Raw genomic sequence first — 17,277 nt, forward strand, 5'->3', positions numbered from 1 at the left:
GTGGAAGCCCGGTAGCGTACCGGCGTGCCGGACATGCGGGAGGTCGTGCGGGTGGCGGGTCGGTTCGTGCGGCGTCACCGGTGGTTCCTGGGGGTGCTGGCCGCCGGGGCGCTGCTCAGGGTGGTCACGATGCTGGGCTTCCGCCCGGCGCTGTGGTTCCCCGACTCCTACACCTACATCGTCACCGTCTTCCATCCGCGCCCGGACCTGGTGCGTCCCGCCGGTTACTCGATGTTCGTCAAGCTGCTGGAGCCGTTCCACTCCTTCGGCGCGGTGGTCGCGGTGCAGCACCTGCTGGGATTGGCGACGGGCGCGCTGGTCTACTGGGCGGCGGCGCGGCGGGTGCGGCGGTGGGCGGCGGTGCTGGCCTCGGCGCCGGTGCTGCTCGACGCCTACCAGGTGGAGCTGGAGCACCTGCTGGTCTCCGACACGCTGTTCATGTTCCTCGTCGTGCTCGCGGTCGTGCTGGCGCTGGCCGACCGGCCGAAGGTGGTCACGATCGGCCTGCTGCTGGCCGCGGCCACGCTGACCAGGACCGTCGGGCTGCCGCTGATCGCGCTGCTGGCGGGCTGGTTCCTGCTGCGGCGGCAGGTCCGCCCGGCCGTGGTGATGCTGGCGGCGGCGCTGGTGCCGGTCGTGGCGTACGGGGCCTGGTTCTACGCCACCTATCAGCGGGTCGGCATCGTGGGGGCGAACGGCGTCTTCCTCTATGCCCGGACGATGTCGTTCGCCGACTGTGAGCGGATGGACCCGCCGCCGGACCTGCGGGTGCTGTGCGATCCCCGGCCGCCGGAGCAGCGGCCGCCGTCGCAGGAGTACATCTGGGCCAAGGACGCGCCGCTGGTCAAGCTGCCTGGCATCACGTTCACGCGGGAGACGGACGCGCTGGCGGGCAGGTTCGCGCTGCTGGCCGTCCGCTCGCAGCCGCTCGACTACGCGGGCTCGGTGCTGTCGGAGCTGGGCCGCTCGTTCGTGTGGGGCCGCCCGGTCTACCCCGACCAGGAGATCTACGGCTACTACCAGTTCCCGTCGGTCTCACCGCCTCCGCCCGGCCGCTATCCGGCGCGGCACGGCGCGGAGCTCGCCCGGCGTTACGAGCGGGGCGAGATCGGCACCCGGGTCGCCGAGCCGTACGCGGGCTGGATGCGCGCCTACCAGGACGTGGCCCGGCTGCCCGGCACCGCGCTGCTGGTGATCCTGCTGGTCCCGCCCGCCGTGGCGGCGCGCAGGAGGTGGTCGGGGACGCGCGCCGCGACGCGCCCGGCGCCTTGGCTGGCCCCGTGGGCGGCGGCGGTTGTGTTGTTGGTCACACCGCCGGCCGTGGCGGAGTTCGACTATCGCTACGTGTTGCCGGTCGTGCCGCTCGCCTGTTTGGCGGCGGCGCTAACCTGTAGGAATCCTCAGAGTTCCTAAAGAATATTCCCCGAAATGTCCACCTCTGAGTATGCTTTGGCCGGTAAACATCACGCCCGTGTCACGGCCGTTTCGCGCGGTCATGGCCCCGGGCACGCCGAACGTGACCTAGTCTCGTGGCGCAGTACGACCAAGCCAGGACGAGGCTAGGGGGCGCATGAGTGACTACAGGAGCGCGTCCGTGCAGGACCGCAGGGTCGCCTCGACGCAGCCCGGAAGCCGCATGGCCCGCAGGCAGGCCGCGGCGGCCCCACCGCCGCCGCCCGAGGATCCGCCGCGCGGCCACCGGGGCAGGGGGCGCGGCAACGGCGGCAACAAGATGCGGATGCTCGCCTGGGTGAGCATCGCCGCCACCACGGTCATGGTGGCCGGCTCCCTGACCGGCTACACCGTCTACCGCGACGCCTTCGGCAGCATCAACCAGAAGGCCGTCAAGGACGACATCCTCACCGAGCGCCCCCGCGACACCGGCGCGCTGAACGTCCTGCTCGTCGGCTCCGACACCCGCGCCGGCGAGGGCAACGCCCGATACGGCCAGGAGCTGGCCCGCACCGCCGACGCCGGCGGCAAGCGCACCGACACCATCATCGTCATGCACATCTCCCCCAACCGGGACGCCGCGCGGTTGATCAGCTTCCCGCGCGACTCGATGGTGACGATTCCCAAGTGCAAGAACGAGACGACCAAGCAGGAGATGCCGCCCCAGCGGGCGATGATCAACTCCGCTTACAACTCCGGCGGCATCGCCTGCACGATCGCCACGCTGGAGACCCTCACCGGCATCCGCATCAACCACTTCGTCGAGGTCGACTTCAGCGGGTTCAAGAACATCGTCGACGCGCTGGGCGGCATCGAGATCTGCCTCAAGTCCGGCGTCGACGACAAGGACTCCAAGCTGAAGCTGCCGCCCGGCAAGAGCCTGCTCATGGGCGAGCAAGCGCTGGGTTACGTACGGCTGCGCAAGTACGGCGACAACAGCGACATCCAGCGCATCAAGCGCCAGCAGATCTTCCTCAGCAAGGTCGTCGCCAAGGCCACGAGCGGTGACCTGCTCACCGACCCGGGCAAGCTCACCTCGTTCGTCACGGCGGCGGCCAAGTCGGTCACGATGGACCCCGAGCTGGCCAACAACCCGCAGAAGCTCATCGACATCGCGATGAGCGCCAGGGAGCTGACCGCCAAGGACGTCAAGTTCACCACGATCCCGTGGATCCCCGACCCCGAGGACGAGAACCGCGTGGTGTGGAAGCAGCCCGACGCCAACGAGCTGTTCCAGTCGATCATCAACGACACGCAGATCGAGGAGGCCGAGCCCAAGCCGACGGCCAGCGCCAAGCCCAAGCTCGCGCTCAAGCCCGAGCAGGTGCAGGTCCAGGTGCTCAACGGCACCACCACGCCCGGCAAGGCCCGCGAGGTCGCCGACCAGCTCACCAAGCAGGGCTTCAAGGTCGTCCAGCTCGGCAACTACCAGTCGCCCGACGGCCAGAGCCTGGCCAAGACCGAGGTGCACTACCCGAAGACGGCGGCCACCGGAGCCGACTACGCCGACGCGCTCGCGGACGAGCTCACGCCCGCGCCCCAGGCCAAGGCGGGCAAGGTCAGGGCGACCACCACCGAGCCCTACACCGGGACCCAGACCACCGGCGCGGCGACGCCCACGGCCAAGCGGGCCCCGGTCGTCCAGCTGATCGTGGGGGCCGACTTCAAGGCGGTCAAGGTGACCAAGCTTTCCGAGAGCGTGGAGAACTCCACGATCAAGGCATCGGAGCAGAAGAACGTCTGCGTGTGACCCTCCAAGTTGCCTGTGTACCCGGCTCGCCGGAGGACAGGACCGTCCGGACCGGGATATCGTGGTTCGGGTCGGCGACTGGGCTCGCCCGCGCCGTGAAGGCGCGTCACGCGTGTCGTCTGTCGTGTTCCCCGGCCCCGAGCGAAGCTGAGCGACTCCCCTGTGTCTGACACCAAGCACTCTCCCCCGGTCACGGCCGCGAACGACGGGCCCGCCAACACAGGCGCCCGATGGCCGCTGCCGGAGGAGGCCTTCTGGAGTGAGCGGACCGACCCTCGCGGCGAGCCGCCGCAGAGTCTCCGGGAGGTCGCCGAGGAGCCCGCTCCCGAGGAGCAGCCCAAGCGCAAGCGCGATCCCTATCTGGACAACGTCAAGTTCATCCTGATCGCGCTGGTGCCCATCGGCCACTCCCTGGTGCCGACGCTCAGCGCCGACTCGGCCCGCGCCGCGTACATCTTCATCTACACCTTCCACATGCCGCTGTTCGTGGTCATCAGCGGCTACCTGTCCAGAAACTTCTGGAACTCCAACGCGAAGACGAACAAGCTCGTCGACACCTTCCTGGTGCCGTACGTGATCGTCGAGGTCGGCTATGCCGCACTGCGCTTCGCACTGGGCCAGAAGTGGAGCCTGACGATCATCGATCCGGCCTGGCTCAACTGGTACCTGCTGGCGCTGCTGTTCTGGCGGCTGTCCACACCGGTATGGAAGCGGATGAAGTATCCCGTGCCGGTGGCGATCGCCATCTACCTGTTCGCCGGGTTCTCGGAGATCTCGGGCGACTTCAGCATGGACCGGTTCTTCGGCCTGATGCCGTTCTTCGTCATCGGGCTCGTCATGCAGCCGGAGCACTTCGAGCTGCTCAACCGCCGCTGGATCAAGATTCTGTCCGGGTTCGTGATCGCCGCTGCCGCCGCCGTGGCCATCTACATCGCGCCGAAGGCGCCGCTCGCGCCGTTCTACTACAAGAACAGCTACGAGAAGATGGACCTGTCCTGGTACATGGGCCTGGGGGTGCGCACCGGGCTGCTGCTGTGCGCGCTGGCGCTGTGCCTGGCGGTGCTGGCGCTGGTGCCGCGCCGCGAGACCTGGTTCACCGACCTCGGCACCCGTACCCTCTACTGCTACCTGCTCCACGGCATCCCGGTGCTCATCGCCAAGGAGATGGGCTGGCTGGAGTTCCCGTGGCTGCACGGGCCGCTGGGCGTGCTGGCGATCAGCTTCAGCTGCTTCGCGCTGGCGATCGTGCTCTGCCTGCCGGAGACCCGCACGGTCTTCAAGTGGGTGCTGGAGCCGCGCCTCACCTGGCTCTACCGCCGCCCATCCAGGTCCAGGAGTTAAGCGACCGTTTCACCCGCATTTACGCCAATGCCCTGGTAGGCATTGAGCATCGACGCATGCGGGTATGCGTTGCCACGACCGTCCACCATCCCGAGGACGCCCGGATCATGCACCGGCAGATCCGGGCGCTGCTCGACGCGGGCCACGAGGTGACCTACGTCGCGCCGTTCACGTACTACAACGTGACGCCGGCCGCCGGGCTCACCGCGCTCGACGTGGCACGCCACGCCGCCTACGGCCGGGCGCGCGCCGCGCTCAGGCGCGGCGTCAGGGGCGCGGACCTGCTGATCGTCCACGAGCAGCGGCTGCTGCGCGCGCTGCCGTACCGCCGCCCGCCCGTCGTCTGGGACGTGCGCGAGGAGGTCTCCGGCGCGCGGCTCGCGCGGGCCGGCCGCCGGCACCACGTCGTCACCTCCGCCGTGGTGCCCGAAGCCACCCTGGTGTCGCCCAGCCCTCCCCCTCCCGGCGACACCAGGGTGGTGCACCTCGGCCTGCTGTCGGCCGACCGCGGCGTCAGCGAGCTCGTCGCGCTGGCCGAGCGGCTCGTCCCGCACGGCATCCGGCTGGACCTGATCGGCGCCGCCGCCCCGGGCGTGCGGCCGCTGCTACGCGACGCGCAACGGGTCGGCCTGCTCGACTGGTTCGGGTACGTGCCCAACCGCCACGCGCTGCGGATGGCCGAGGGCGCCCTGGCGGGGCTGTCTCTGTCCGCGGGGCCCGGTGTGACGCCGACGAAGATCCTCGACTACATGGGCCGCGGGCTGCCCGTCATCACGACCTCGCCGGGGGCCGGGCCTGTCGAGGAGACCGGGTGCGGCTTCGTCGTACCGCTGGACGTGGAGGCCGTCCTGGACGCCGTCCTCGACCTCAAGGAGGACCCGGTGCGGCGGCTGGCCCTCGGCGCGGCCGGGCACGCGCGGGCGCTGGCCCGCCACCACTGGCCCGACCACGCCACCGCGTTCGTGGCCCGGATGGAGGGCTGGGCGGGCGTGGCCGTGCGCTCCCGCCCGCTGGCCGCCGCCTCCGGGGAGAAGCCCTCCCCCGCCGTCTAGAAACGCGTACGCCGAATGGTGCCGACAGCCGGCTGTTGATTGACTGGGAAGCATGGCATCGCATCTGATCCAGGGCCGGACGGTGGGCATGCCTGTCCGGATCCGCGACGTGGCGGTGTGCGCCGCCGCCTACGCCGTGCGGGCCGACGCGGCCCGGGCGGTGATCGCGTACTCCGGGCTGGACGCGGCCGAGGTCCTGCCCGGCAAGGCCGTGTGCGTGCTGCTGTTCGCCGACTACCGCGACGGGGATCTCGACGCCTACCACGAGTTCGGCATGGCGTTCGTGATCCGGCGGCCCGACACCGGGCGGGCGGGGCTGTTCGTGCACTGGCTGCCGGTCGACGGGCGCTTCACGCTGGAGGCCGGGCGGGCGCTGTGGGGCTTCCCGAAGGAGCTGGCCGACATCGACCTGCGCCTGTCCTCTCCCTACAAGCGCTGCATCCTGCGCAAGGACGGCAGGCTGGTGCTGGACCTGCTGGTGCGGCCGGGGGTCCCGGTGGCAGGCCCCGGTCTCGCGCTGGACGCCTTCACGCACCGCGACGGCGTCACCCGGCGGGTGCCGTGGCGGTTCCGGGCGCGGGGCGTGCGGGTCAGGCCGGGCGGGGCGCTCATCCGGCTCGGCAACCACCCCATCGCCAAGGAGCTCAGCGAGCTGGGGCTGCCCAGGCGCCCGCTGCTGACCGCGACGGCCGCGCACGCCACGGTCAGCCTGGACGACGCCCAAACCCTGCCGTGACCGCACGGCCGACCGGCAGGCTGGGCGTCAGACCCGTGGGCGGGCCTGGGCGTCAGACGATCGGCGGGCGGCCGAGCTTGACCATGCGCCAGGCGGTGCGCCAGGCCATCGGCCGGCGCTCGCCCGCCGAGGTGCGCAGCCCCTCGAAGAAGCCGGTGAACCACGCTTTGAGCGCCACCGTCGAGCGCCGCTCGCGGATCAGCGTCAGCACGATCCAGTCGAGCAGGTAGAGGACCGCCAGCGGCCACGGCAGGTTGCGCCGGGCCAGCCACACCCGGTTGCGCGCGTTGAGCCGGTAGAAGTCGGCGTGGCGCGTCGGCGGCACCTGCGGGTGATACATGACCGTGTCGGCGTCGTACTCGATCCGGTAGCCCTCGCCGAGCAGCCGCCAGGCCAGGTCGGTCTCCTCGTGCGCGTAGAAGAAGCGCTCGGGCAGCCCGCCCACCTGGAGGAAGGCCGAGCGCCTGATCGCCGAGGCGCCGCCCAGGAACGTGGTGACCGGCGAGGACCGCTCGGGGTCGCCGGCCCGCAGCCTGGGCACGTGCCGGCGCTGGCCGATGCCGCCGTCCGGGTCCATCACCCGGAAGGAGATCACGGCCAGGTCGGGCTCGGTGGCGAAGCGGTCGCGCACGTGCGCCACGACTTTCTGGCTGGCGTACCAGCCGTCGTCGTCGAGGAACAGCACCACGTCGCCGGAGCACTCCTCGACGCCGCGGTTACGGCCTGCCGGGATGCCGGTGTTCTGGTCGAGCCGGATCGTTTTCACGGTCGCGGACGAGCCAACGGGTGGCGTCGCCGACACCTCGGGCACGTCGGCGCCGTTGCCCACGATCACCACCTCGACGTCGCCGTCGACCTGGTTGAGCGCGGACTCGACCGCCCGGTTCAGCTCCGCGACCCGGTTGCCCATGGTGAGGATGACGCACGAGATCTTCAACGAATCATCGTCCTGACGCGTTGAGAGCACGAGCGGAGCATTCTTTCATGATCACCGAGTCTGCTGGTCTGCCTATTTCCTGATATTGGTGGAGCTAAGCGTATCGGAACCGGTAGTGAACCCCCACCGAACCGCGGACGTCTGATCAATACGACGGACGGGGAGCCTTGCCGGTTCCGGGATGTGATCACGCCAGCCGCCTCGACGCCATGATGCTGATCAGATGCAGCACGGTCTGGAGCGCGGCCGCCACCACACAGGCCACGACGAGCACCCGGGTGGCGGTCAGGTCGCCGGTCACCACGTCGACCACCGCGGTGGCCAGCGCGAGCAGCGACAGCTCGATCGGCTGCACGATCCGGTGGAACTTCGTGGCCGCCAGCACCCTGCGGCCCAGCCCCAGCAGCCCCGAGCGGAACTGCGTGCCGGAGGCGTCGCTCGCCGCAGGCAGCCCGCCCTTGGCCCGCGCCACCTCCACCAGATCGGTCTCGGCCTTGATGAGGATCGCGCCCAGCGCGGCCGCGAACCCCATCACCGTGTACCAGTCGGGCAGCACCTGCGACGCCCGCCAGCCCAGCCCCGCCAGCAGCGCGGCCTCGGTGAAGTAGGCGCCCACCCGGTCGAGGTAGACGCCCGCCAGCGAGGTCTTGCCGGTCCAGCGGGCCAGCTCGCCGTCGGAGCAGTCGAGCAGCAGGTAGACCTGCACGAGCAGGGCGGCGAACACGGCCGCCCACAGCCCGGGCAGGGCCAGCACCACGCCCGCCACGACCCCGGCCACCGTCATCACCCAGGTGAGCTGGTTGGGCGTGACCGGCGTCTTGCTCAGCGCCCAGGTGGCGTAGATCGACAGCCGACGCATGTAGAGCACGCCGGCCCAGTGCTCGCCGTTGCGGCGCTCCAGATGGCCCGCGGGCTGAGCGACCCGCCGCAGCTCAGCTACCGAAGGCCCGGACATAGTCCTCCACTCGATCGCGAATCTCGGACTCGGGCAGGCGCAGGTGCTCCAGGATCGTGTAACGGCCGGGGCGGGTGGCCGGGGCCAGCACCACGGCCTGGACGAACTGCTCGTTGGTCAGCCCGATGTCGCCGGGCGAGACCGGCAGCTCGTGCCGGCGCAGGCACTCGGTGACCTGCCGGAGCCGCGCCTCGTCCTCCCGCAGGAAATAGCAGAAGGCCGTGCCGATCCCGGCGAGCTCGCCGTGGTTGGAGGTGCCGGGGAAGAGCTGGTCCACGGCATGCATGATTTCATGGTCTCCACCGCTCGCGGGCCGAGATGAGCCCGCGACCACCATCGACATGCCCGACAGAATCAGCGATTCGGCCAGAACGGTCAGGAACGCGTCCGACTCGATGGAGTCCGTCCGCCCGATCAGCGCCTCGGCGGCCGTGCGCGCCATCGAGCAGGCCAGCCCGTCGAGCGGCTCGCCCCGCTCGACGTTGCCGAGCTGCCAGTCCTCGATCGCCGACAGGTTGCTCACCACGTCACCCACGCCCGCCCGCACCAGCGACTTCGGCGCGCTGTGGACGAAGTCCAGGTCGACCAGGATCGCCAGCGGCATCGGCACGCCGAACGTGCCCTTGCCGCCCTCGTACAGCAGCGACGCCGTCGGCGAGCAGATGCCGTCGTGGGACAGGTTGGTGGCGACGGCGACCATCGGGATGCCGGCCAGCGAGGCGGCGTACTTCGTCGTGTCGATGGTCTTGCCGCCGCCGACGCCCACGACCACCTCGTAGGCGCCCTTGCGCAGGTCGGCGCCGAGCGAGACAGCGGCGTCGACGCTCCCGTCGGAGACGCGGAACACCTCGGCCTCGTCCAGCGTCGGCGCTATCAGGCTTTCGATGTGGTCGCCCTGGCCGGGGCCGACGGCGACCGCGACCCGGCCGGAGGTGGCCACCCGGCTGTCGGCGAGCAGCGCGCCGAGCTGCGCCACCGCACCGCGCCGGACGTCCATGGTCAGCGGCGCGGGCAGCATCCTCGCGAGAAGCGGCATCCGGCCCCCTCAGTAGCGGGTGGCTATGGTGCGGGCCTTGGCCAGGTCGTCGTGGTTGTCCACCTCGACCCAGTCGACCTCGCCGATCGGGGCGACGTGGATCTGCTCGCCCCGCTCGACCATCTCCTGGTAGCCGTCCTCATAGTAGAGCTGCGGGTCGCGCTCGAAGGTGGCCTGGAGCGCGTCGGCCAGCTTGGCGGCGGCGCCCGGGCGGATCAGGGTGGCGCCGATGTACTCGCCGTAGGCGTCGGACGGGTCCATCAGCTTGGTGATGCGGCGCAGCGAGCCCTCCGGGGAGAGCGTCACCTTCATCTCCTCGTCGGCGAGCTTCTTGACGTCGTCGACGGCCAGCAGGATCTCGCTGGTCTCCGGCGCGGCCAGCAGCGTCTTCTCCACCGAGACGGGGTGCACGGTGTCGCCGTTGACCAGCAGCGCGCCCTGCTTGAAGTAATCGCGGGCGCACCACAGGGAGTAGGCGTTGTTCCACTCCTCGGCCTTGTCGTTGTGCACGAGGGTGAGCTCGACGCCGTGGCGCTCCTCCAGCTCACGCTTGCGATCGTGGACGGCCTGCGCGGCGTAACCGATGACGACCACGACCTCGCGCAGCCCCACCTCGGCGAGGTTGCGCAGCGAGATGTCCATGATCGTGGTCTCACCGTCGACCGGCACGAGCGCCTTCGGCAGCGTGTCGGTGTACGGCCGCAGGCGACGTCCGGCTCCAGCGGCCAGCACCATTCCCAGCAACGTGCACTCCTCAGTCGAGCATGACTACTAGGCCCAAAGGTTAGTTGGCTTTAGGCCCTGTGCGGGTAATCCGCCGTTAGTCTTGCGTTCCCGCATCCGCGGCTTCCACCCCGGATCGCGGTGCGGCGAGCCAGCACGTGAGACTCTCCCACCCGAACGCCCCCCACAGATAGAGCGCGAGCAGCGCGAACCCGGCGGGCACCCACCCGGCCAGCGCGGCCAGCCCGATCAGCAGCGTGCGGCCCTCCCAGCCCAGCCCCAGGCTCGACAGCCACGGCGGCGGGTAGACGTGCTGCCGCAGCCGGTAGACCAGGTCGTAGTGGTGGAAGGCGATGGCGCCGAGCAGCAGGAAGATCAGCACCGGCGGCACCCCGTGGGAGAACCCGCAGGCGGCGATGAAGGAGTATTCGATGGCCCGCAGGATGGGCGGCGCGAGCCAGTCGAGCCTGCCGTCGTGCGGGTGGGAGCTGCCCGGCCCGGCCAGCAGCAGCGTCACGGCGGGCGCGAACACCGCGAGCCCGTCGGAGGCCGCCACGCCGATGAGCAGCAGCACGCCGGTGACGAACGCCCCGGCGATCAGCGGCGGCAGCGGCGGGAGCTGCCCGGCCACGAGCAGGCCCATGCCGCGCGAGAGGGGCCCGTCGTCCCGGTAGGTGACGACCTTGCTGCCCGGCACCGGGGTCATGTGCACCGCGATCATTCCGCCGACCTCACCATCCGGCCGGCCAGCTGGTAGAGCGCCGCGACGCTCCCCCAGCCGATCAGCGCCACGAACGTCACCCGGGCGTCGAACAGCGCCGCGGTGACGGCGATGAGCGCCATCCGCTCGCCGATCGGCAGCACGATCATCTTCCGGAGCCAGTGGACGACGCTCTCGCGTTCCATCCGCTTGGCCATCTTGAGCACGCCCTGCCGTGGCTCACGCCTGCGGCCCGCGTCGGCGGGCTCCAGCAGCGAGCGCACCGGTCTGGCCCACAGCGCGCCGACCCGGCGGGCGTCGGCCACCGCCCCGGCGTAGGAGTAGTGAATGGCATGCCGTACCGCCTGCAGGATCATCGCCCCCACGGCGAGGAACCAGATCCCGCCGGGGTTGCCGCTCGGGAACGGCTGGGCGGCGACGTAGCCGAGGGCCAGGCCGACGTAGACGACGTACTCCTTGAGCCGGTCGGCCATCCCGTCGGCCCACGCGCCGAGCGGCGTGAAGCCCCGCGTGTAGCGGGCCAGCTGCCCGTCGAGGCAGTCGAGCGCGAACGACAGGTAGACCAACACCGCCCCGGCCAGCCGCCCGCCCGGCGAGCCCGCCGAGAACCAGATCGCCGCCAGCACCGCCAGGCCGACCGAGATGCCGGTGACGGCGTTGGGGGTGAGCTTGGCGGCGGCGGCCGGCTTGATCAGGTGGCGGGTCCACGACGAGACGAAGAACGTGGTGAAGAAGCCGTCGTCGCCCTTGACCGAGGTGTCGAGCCTGACCTTGGCCTCGTCCACCTCGGCCAGCCGCTGGACGGCGGCGTCGGCGGAGCCCTGGCCGGTGACGCGGTCGCAGTGCAGCTCGCCGAGCGTGGCCGCGCGCACGGCGACGCCCGACCGGACGAGGCCGACGAGCAGCAGGTCGACGGCCTCCACCGGGGTGACGGGGCCGAGCCGGCCGGCGTCGGCCAGCTCGGCCAGCTCCTCGGCCAGGTCGGCGAGCGTGGCCAGGTCGGCCTCGCCCGCCTGGAGCACGCCGGCGAACGTGGCGTTGGCCTCGGGGACCGTGTGGAAGGAGCTGCCGGCGGCCACGATGCGGCCGCCCTCCATCCGTACGGGAGGCCGCATGGGGCCGCCGGCCGCGCCGTGGGAGACGAGCGCGCGGGTGTCGCGCGCGGGATGCTCCAGCAGCAGGGCCAGCGACTCGGTGTGGGCGACGAGGTCGGCGGGCACGACGGCGAGGGCGCCGGACGAGACGCGGGCGATCTTCGCCACGCCTCGCAGGTCGGCGCCGAGCCCGCCGCCGGCGGTGACGACCTGGACCTCGCGCACGGGAAGCGTGGCGAGCTGGTCGTGCAGCCGGTCGAGCAGGGTGCCGCCGTCGCAGGAGAGCCTGCACGCCGGTGTCGTGGCGAGCAGCACCACGGAGGTGGTGGTGCTCACTCGGGTCAGTGAGTCGGGCAAAGCGCAGGTCCTCCCGTTCTCAGAGGGAGTGCGTGGACTCAGCGTAGCGATCGCGCAACGTGATATCACGGAACAGGACCGTTACCCTCGAAGTATGAATTCTCGGCTGCGCACTGTCGCGGTGGTGCTGGCGGGCGGCGTCGGACAGCGGGTGGGGCGCGACACGCCCAAACAGCTCATCGAGCTCGCCGGGCGGACGATCCTGGAGCACACGATCGCGGTGTTCGACGCGTCGGCCGAGGTCGACGAGGTCGTGGTGCTGATGACGCCCGGGTTCGGCGGGCAGGTGCGCGAGCTGGTGCGGCGCGCCGGGTTCGGCAAGGTGACCCAGGTCGTCGACGGCGGGGCGAGCCGCACCGAGAGCACCTGGCGGGCACTCCAGGCACTGGGGACCCAGGAGTGCAACGTGCTCCTGCACGACGCCGTGCGCCCGCTGCTGGAGCCCCGGATCATCACCGACTGTGTCAGGGCCCTGGAGACGCGCGAGGCCGTGGAGGTGGTCATCCCGAGCTCCGACACGGTGCTCGTGGCCGCGCCTGGCGACGGCGGCGAGGTGGTCGGCGACGTGCTGGACCGCTCGCGGCTGCGGCGGGCGCAGACGCCCCAGGGTTTCCGCCTGTCGGTCATCAGGAAGGCGTACGAGCTGGCGTTCGCCGACCCGGGCTTCGGCGACCGGCCGGCGACCGACGACTGCGGCGTGGTGCTGCGCTACCTGCCGGACGTGCCGATCTTCCTGGTGGCGGGCAGCGAGCGGAACATGAAGGTCACGCACCCGATCGACCTGGCCATCGCCGAGCGGCTGCTGGCGCCGTCGGCGCCGCCCGCGGCCGTGCCGGGCCGCCGCGACGGCCTGGTGGGGCTGTCGGTGGTGGTCTTCGGCGGCGATCTCCCGCTGGCGGCCGAGTACGGCGCGCGGGTGCGGTCCTTCCCGCGCGAGGAGGTACGGGTCGCCGACCCCGAGTCGGTCGCCAAGGCGCTGGCGGACGTGGCGGCCGTGGACGCCGTCGTGCATCTGGGCGTGCCGGCGCGCGACGGCGACGAGGCCGCCGCCTACCTGGGTCCGTGGAACGTGGCGCGGGCCGCATATCCGGCGCTGCGCGAGAGCGGCGGCCGGCTGGTGCTGAGGACCGCCCCGGGCGCGGGGCCCCTGCACGCGCCGGTGCGCGCGGCCACCGCCGAGCTGGCCAGGTCGCTGGCCGCGGAGTGGGCCGGGGTCCGGGTCGCCTGCGTGAGCTCCCAGGACGAGGGCGCGCTGCTCGACGCGCTGGTGTCGGGCGCCCGCCCCTGAGCGGGGCGGGCGGCGGCGGTCAGCGGGGCGGGCGGGCCAGTTTGCGTGGGCTGGTGAGGAAACCCCAGCCCCACGACAGGTGCATGGTCGCGTAGACGATCGGGAGCCTGAGCTTGGCCGCCGCGGGCAGCCCGCTGCCGGTCAGCACCGACCCGGCCACGATCGCCAGCACGTAGCCGCCCGGGATGACGAGCCCGAGCGGGAAGAACGGCGAGACGACGAGCCCGAGCAGCATCGCCAGCACGGCGGCCGGGGGCGCCAGGTAGCGCAGGTTGATCGTGCCCTCGTGGGTGCGGGCGACGACCCGGCGCCATCGGCCGTAGTGGAAGTACTGCTTGGCCAGCGCCTTGACGTTGGGCCTGGGCCGGTAGGAGACACGCATCCGCGGCTGGAACCACACCAGGCCGCCGGTCTGGCGGATGCGGTGGTTCATCTCCCAGTCCTGGGCCCGCTGGAAGTGCTCGTCGTAGCCGCCGACCCGGTCGAGCGCGCTGCGCCGGAAGACTCCCAGGTAGACGGTGTCGGCGGGACCCGCGGTGCCGCCCACGTGGAAGGCGGCGGCACCGACACCGATCTTGGAGGTCATGGCGCAGGCGACCGCCTGCTCGAACGGGCTGACGCCCTCGGCGGCCATGACGCCGCCGACGTTGTCGGCGCCCGTCTCGGCCAGCGTCTCGACGGCGACACGCAGGTAGTCGGGGGGCAGCATGGCGTGCCCGTCGACTCTGGCGATGATGCCGTTGCGCGAGGCTCCGATGGCGGCGTTGAGCGCGTTGGGGGTGCGGCCTGTGGGGTTGGGCACGACGGTGACCCGGCGGTCGGACGCGGCGATGGCGTCGGCGACCTCCTGGGTCCGGTCGTGGGAGGGGCCTACGGCGAGGACGACCTCGATCTCACCCGGGTAGTGCTGGGCGAGCACCTGGTGGACGGCTTCGCGTAGGTGCCGTTCCTCGTTGAGGACCGGCATGACGACGGAGATGGGCGGCCAGCCACGCGTCTCCGCTGGCGCGTGCGGCGAGTCGGGGAACTGCTTCATGGCGGGGCTCACGCTACTGTACGGGCAGGGGAGGAGGGCAATCGATGGCCCGATCCTCCGTGCGCCACAGAGGGGGACGGCAATGCGCGACCCGAGCGAGGAGGACGCCGGTGTGCACGTGGGCGGCGACGCCTACGGCGGCGTCAGGCTCGCCCCCGGCCGCCCGCGCAGGCCGCGCAAGAGCGCCAGAGCGCGGCGGCGCAACGCGATCATCGCCGGGCTGCTGTCGACGGGAGTGCTGGTCGGCACCGGGGTGGTGTGGGCGACGCCGCGCACGATCGGCTCGGTCGACGCGGGCGTCACGCAGACCGCGCCGCGCGGGGCCGAGAACATCCTGCTGGTCGGCGTCGACAAGCGCGACGACCTGACCCGCAAGAAGCAGAACGAGCTCAAGCTGGGCCGCGAGTCCGGCCAGCGCACCGACACGATGATGCTCATCCACCTGTCGGAGGACCACAGCAAGGTCACGGTGGTGAGCCTGCCGCGCGACACCTGGACGACGATTCCCGGCAAGGGCGAACACAAGATCAACTCGGCCTACCAGTTCGGCGGCCCCAAGCTCGCGCTGCAGACCGTGCGGCAGGCCACCGGCCTGGAGATCCACCGCTACATCGAGGTCAACGTGCTCGGCTTCGTGGACGTGGTCGACTCGCTCGGCGGCGTGACCGTGTGCACGCCAGTGCCGATCAACGACCCGAAGACGGGCCTCAACCTGGCGGCGGGCACCCACGAGCTCAAGGGCGCGCAGGCGCTCGGCTACGCGCGCACCCGGGCCACCGCCCGCTCCGACCTCGACCGCATCGACCGCCAGCAGCAGGTCATCTCGGCGCTGCTCGACCGGGCGCTGAGCGCGGGCACGCTGGCCAACCCGGCCAAGCTGGCCACGTTCGTCAACACCACGCTCGGCACCATCAAGGTCGACCCGGACGACGGCCTGCTGGGGCTGGCCACCCAGCTGCGTGACGTCAAGCTGGACAACGTGCAGTTCGTGGACGTGCCGCTGGACGACGTCGACTTCAAGACGCCCACCGGGGAGTCGGCGGTGCTGTGGGACAAGGCGGCGGCTCGCGACCTGTTCCGCAGCATCGAGGCCGACCGTGACCCCGGCGAGCCGACGCCGTCGGCCAAGCCGTCCGCCAAGCCGTCGGCGAAGGCGTCGGTCCCGCCGCAGCAGATCTCGCTCAAGGTGCTCAACGGCACGCTGATCTCCGGCATCGGCGCGCGCACCCGGACGGCGCTGATCGCGTACGGCTTCAAGGTCCCCGACACGGCGGGCAACACGACGCGCAAGGACCACGAGAAGACGGTCGTGCGCCACGGCGCGGATCAGGCGGAGGCGGCGCGCACGGTCGCGGCGGCGATCCCGGGGGCGGAGCTGCGCCAGGTGGACATCAAGGGCATCGAGGTCATCCTGGGGCGCGATCAGCTCAAGGTGGCCAAGCCCAAGTCCACGGCCAAGCCTTCGGCGAAGCCGAGCGCCACCCCTGTCACGGAGACCGCTACTCAGAACATATGCAAGAAATAGTAATAACAACCTCTAATTGGGGCACGCTAGCCCCATGGTGGTCAGGAGTTGGCGGGAGGAACCCTGCACTGTTCTGCACATCGCCGGTGACCTCGACGTCTACGGCGCTCCACGGGTGCGGGCCGAGCTCGAACAGGCCCTGTCCGGCTCCGAGCCGGTCAAGCTCGTCATCGATCTGACCTCGGTCCCGTTCTGCGACTCGGTGGGGCTCGGGGTGCTGGTGGCCACGCACAACCACGTACGGCGCACGCGCGGGCGGATGATCCTGGTGCTGGCCCCCGGGATGATCAGCCACCTGCTCACGATCACCAACCTGGACCGGCACTTCGAGACGAGCCCGTCCCGGGAAGAGGCGCAGGCGGCGTTGACCACCGCCGCGTGACGGCGTGACGCGCCGGTGCGAGACGATGTCCGCATCGTTCCCGCGGTGTGGAGGCCGGCACTTGTTCGACGATTTCCCCGAGCCTGCTCGTTCCCAGCTCGTGTCCGCTTTCGAGGAGGGCAGGACCAGGCCGGAGTGGTGCTTCGTGGACGGGCGCGCACGGCTGGCGTTCTGGGCGCCGTTCCCCGGCGCTGAGCCGGTGATCACCTGGCAGTTCGAGCCGGGCCCCGACCCGGAGGTGGCCTCCCGGCTGCTGCGGCGCGGGCTGGCGACGCTCAAGCTCACCAAGATCATTCACGACATCGCGCTGCCGCCCGGCCTCACCCCCGTCGTCGACCGGGCCGTCGAGCACGAGGCGCTGCTCGGGGCCGGGTTCGCGCTGGAGGTCGAGCGGCTGATGCTCGAATGGCGGGCCGGCAGCGACCTGCCCGAGGAGCCCGGCAGGCTGCGCTACCGCCCCGCGCGCGACCTCGGCGAAGCCGAGGTGCTCGACGTGCTGATCCGCATCTCCGAAGGCTCGCTCGACCATGACACCCGGGTCGAGCTGGCCACCTCGGGCGCCGAGCACGAGGCCCGGTGGATGTTCGACGACCTGATGAGCCGCAAGGCCAAGCCCGGCTGGTTCGTGATCGGCTACGCCGGCGACTCGCCCGTGGGGCTGGTGGCGCCGGACGACCACTCCATCGCCTACATCGGCGTCGTGCCCGAGCACCGGGGCCACGGCTACGTCGACGACCTGCTCGCCCACGGCACCCGCACGCTCGCCGAGGCCGGCGTCGAGCGCGTCGTCGCCGCCACCGACGTGGCCAACACCCCGACGGCCGCCGCCTTCCTCCGGGCCGGCTACGCCGAGGTCGGCCGCCTCCACCGCTACTACTGGAGGGCCTGACCG

General features: G+C 71.3%; 16 protein-coding genes. 9 read left to right on the forward strand and 7 right to left on the reverse strand.

What is annotated here, in order from left to right:
- Positions 1-33: 33 nt before the first annotated feature.
- The 5 genes from KME80_RS02290 (at position 34) to KME80_RS02310 (ending at position 6,331) form a co-directional block, all read left to right on the forward strand.
- A complete protein-coding gene (locus KME80_RS02290) occupies positions 34-1,413 on the forward strand; it encodes a hypothetical protein (RefSeq protein ID WP_219499955.1) in 1,380 nt (459 codons plus the stop codon).
- Between the two features lie 157 nt (positions 1,414-1,570).
- On the forward strand, positions 1,571-3,202 hold the full coding sequence (locus tag KME80_RS02295) for an LCP family protein (protein ID WP_219499691.1): 1,632 nt from the start codon (positions 1,571-1,573) through the stop codon (positions 3,200-3,202).
- Positions 3,203-3,364: 162 nt separating this feature from the next.
- Entirely contained in the window at positions 3,365-4,543 is a 1,179-nt protein-coding gene (locus KME80_RS02300) for an acyltransferase family protein (protein ID WP_219499693.1), read from the forward strand.
- Positions 4,544-4,599: 56 nt separating this feature from the next.
- Positions 4,600-5,595: a glycosyltransferase gene (locus tag KME80_RS02305; RefSeq protein ID WP_219499702.1), complete on the forward strand. Its 996-nt coding sequence runs from the start codon at positions 4,600-4,602 to the stop codon at positions 5,593-5,595.
- 52 nt (positions 5,596-5,647) lie between these two features.
- Positions 5,648-6,331 carry an acetoacetate decarboxylase family protein gene (locus tag KME80_RS02310; RefSeq protein ID WP_219499704.1) on the forward strand — a complete coding sequence of 228 codons (684 nt, stop codon included), beginning with the start codon at positions 5,648-5,650 and terminating at the stop codon, positions 6,329-6,331.
- Between the two features lie 52 nt (positions 6,332-6,383).
- Here the strand turns inward: KME80_RS02310 and KME80_RS02315 are convergent, their stop codons facing one another.
- The 6 genes from KME80_RS02315 to KME80_RS51630 all read right to left on the reverse strand — a co-directional run bounded on the left by KME80_RS02315 (position 6,384) and on the right by KME80_RS51630 (position 12,133).
- Positions 6,384-7,268: a glycosyltransferase family 2 protein gene (locus KME80_RS02315; protein WP_219499706.1), complete on the reverse strand. Its 885-nt coding sequence runs from the start codon at positions 7,266-7,268 to the stop codon at positions 6,384-6,386.
- Positions 7,269-7,455: 187 nt separating this feature from the next.
- Positions 7,456-8,223, reverse strand: a complete 768-nt coding sequence (locus tag KME80_RS02320; RefSeq protein WP_219499708.1) for a CDP-alcohol phosphatidyltransferase family protein — start codon at positions 8,221-8,223, stop codon at positions 7,456-7,458.
- Positions 8,201-9,241, reverse strand: coding sequence for an iron-containing alcohol dehydrogenase family protein (locus KME80_RS02325; protein ID WP_219499958.1), 1,041 nt, complete (start codon positions 9,239-9,241; stop codon positions 8,201-8,203). The genes KME80_RS02320 and KME80_RS02325 overlap by 23 nt, the downstream gene beginning before the upstream one ends.
- Before the next feature lie 27 nt (positions 9,242-9,268).
- Positions 9,269-10,003 carry a phosphocholine cytidylyltransferase family protein gene (locus KME80_RS02330; protein ID WP_219499710.1) on the reverse strand — a complete coding sequence of 245 codons (735 nt, stop codon included), beginning with the start codon at positions 10,001-10,003 and terminating at the stop codon, positions 9,269-9,271.
- Positions 10,004-10,079: 76 nt separating this feature from the next.
- Positions 10,080-10,703, reverse strand: a complete 624-nt coding sequence (locus KME80_RS51625) for a DUF5941 domain-containing protein (RefSeq protein ID WP_219499712.1) — start codon at positions 10,701-10,703, stop codon at positions 10,080-10,082.
- Positions 10,700-12,133: a CDP-alcohol phosphatidyltransferase family protein gene (locus KME80_RS51630; RefSeq protein WP_308125585.1), complete on the reverse strand. Its 1,434-nt coding sequence runs from the start codon at positions 12,131-12,133 to the stop codon at positions 10,700-10,702. Before KME80_RS51630 ends, KME80_RS51625 begins: the two co-directional genes overlap by 4 nt.
- Before the next feature lie 115 nt (positions 12,134-12,248).
- Here KME80_RS51630 and KME80_RS02345 point away from each other — a divergent pair, with 115 nt between their 5' ends.
- Complete coding sequence (locus tag KME80_RS02345; RefSeq protein WP_219499717.1) at positions 12,249-13,442, forward strand: bifunctional cytidylyltransferase/SDR family oxidoreductase; 1,194 nt, start codon at positions 12,249-12,251, stop codon at positions 13,440-13,442.
- Positions 13,443-13,461: 19 nt separating this feature from the next.
- Here the strand turns inward: KME80_RS02345 and KME80_RS02350 are convergent, their stop codons facing one another.
- Positions 13,462-14,478, reverse strand: a complete 1,017-nt coding sequence (locus KME80_RS02350; protein WP_219499961.1) for a glycosyltransferase family 2 protein — start codon at positions 14,476-14,478, stop codon at positions 13,462-13,464.
- A gap of 82 nt (positions 14,479-14,560) precedes the next feature.
- Between KME80_RS02350 and KME80_RS02355 the strand changes: the two genes are divergently transcribed.
- The 3 genes from KME80_RS02355 to KME80_RS02365 all read left to right on the forward strand — a co-directional run bounded on the left by KME80_RS02355 (position 14,561) and on the right by KME80_RS02365 (position 17,274).
- Complete coding sequence (locus tag KME80_RS02355) at positions 14,561-16,003, forward strand: LCP family protein (protein WP_219499719.1); 1,443 nt, start codon at positions 14,561-14,563, stop codon at positions 16,001-16,003.
- Between the two features lie 34 nt (positions 16,004-16,037).
- Positions 16,038-16,385, forward strand: a complete 348-nt coding sequence (locus KME80_RS02360) for an STAS domain-containing protein (protein WP_219499721.1) — start codon at positions 16,038-16,040, stop codon at positions 16,383-16,385.
- 61 nt (positions 16,386-16,446) lie between these two features.
- The gene (locus tag KME80_RS02365; RefSeq protein ID WP_219499723.1) at positions 16,447-17,274 is read left to right on the forward strand and encodes a GNAT family N-acetyltransferase; all 828 of its coding nucleotides are present in this window, start codon (positions 16,447-16,449) and stop codon (positions 17,272-17,274) included.
- The last annotated feature ends 3 nt before the right edge of the window (positions 17,275-17,277 follow it).

Origin of the sequence: Nonomuraea ceibae, assembly GCF_019396325.1 — a bacterium.
GTDB classification, from domain to species: Bacteria; Actinomycetota; Actinomycetes; order Streptosporangiales; family Streptosporangiaceae; genus Nonomuraea; species Nonomuraea ceibae.

Bases quoted from the DNA above. Each gene is read 5' to 3' on its own strand.
- KME80_RS02290 (WP_219499955.1), top strand. From the start codon at position 34: ATGCGGGAGGTCGTGCGGGTGGCGGGTCGGTTCGTGCGGCGTCACCGG.
- KME80_RS02295 (WP_219499691.1), top strand. From the start codon at position 1,571: ATGAGTGACTACAGGAGCGCGTCCGTGCAGGACCGCAGGGTCGCCTCG.
- KME80_RS02305 (WP_219499702.1), top strand. From the start codon at position 4,600: ATGCGGGTATGCGTTGCCACGACCGTCCACCATCCCGAGGACGCCCGG.
- KME80_RS02310 (WP_219499704.1), top strand. From the start codon at position 5,648: ATGGCATCGCATCTGATCCAGGGCCGGACGGTGGGCATGCCTGTCCGG.
- KME80_RS02320 (WP_219499708.1), bottom strand. From the start codon at position 8,223: ATGTCCGGGCCTTCGGTAGCTGAGCTGCGGCGGGTCGCTCAGCCCGCG.
- KME80_RS02325 (WP_219499958.1), bottom strand. From the start codon at position 9,241: ATGCTGCCCGCGCCGCTGACCATGGACGTCCGGCGCGGTGCGGTGGCG.
- KME80_RS51625 (WP_219499712.1), bottom strand. From the start codon at position 10,703: ATGATCGCGGTGCACATGACCCCGGTGCCGGGCAGCAAGGTCGTCACC.
- KME80_RS02345 (WP_219499717.1), top strand. From the start codon at position 12,249: ATGAATTCTCGGCTGCGCACTGTCGCGGTGGTGCTGGCGGGCGGCGTC.
- KME80_RS02350 (WP_219499961.1), bottom strand. From the start codon at position 14,478: ATGAAGCAGTTCCCCGACTCGCCGCACGCGCCAGCGGAGACGCGTGGC.
- KME80_RS02355 (WP_219499719.1), top strand. From the start codon at position 14,561: ATGCGCGACCCGAGCGAGGAGGACGCCGGTGTGCACGTGGGCGGCGAC.
- KME80_RS02360 (WP_219499721.1), top strand. From the start codon at position 16,038: ATGGTGGTCAGGAGTTGGCGGGAGGAACCCTGCACTGTTCTGCACATC.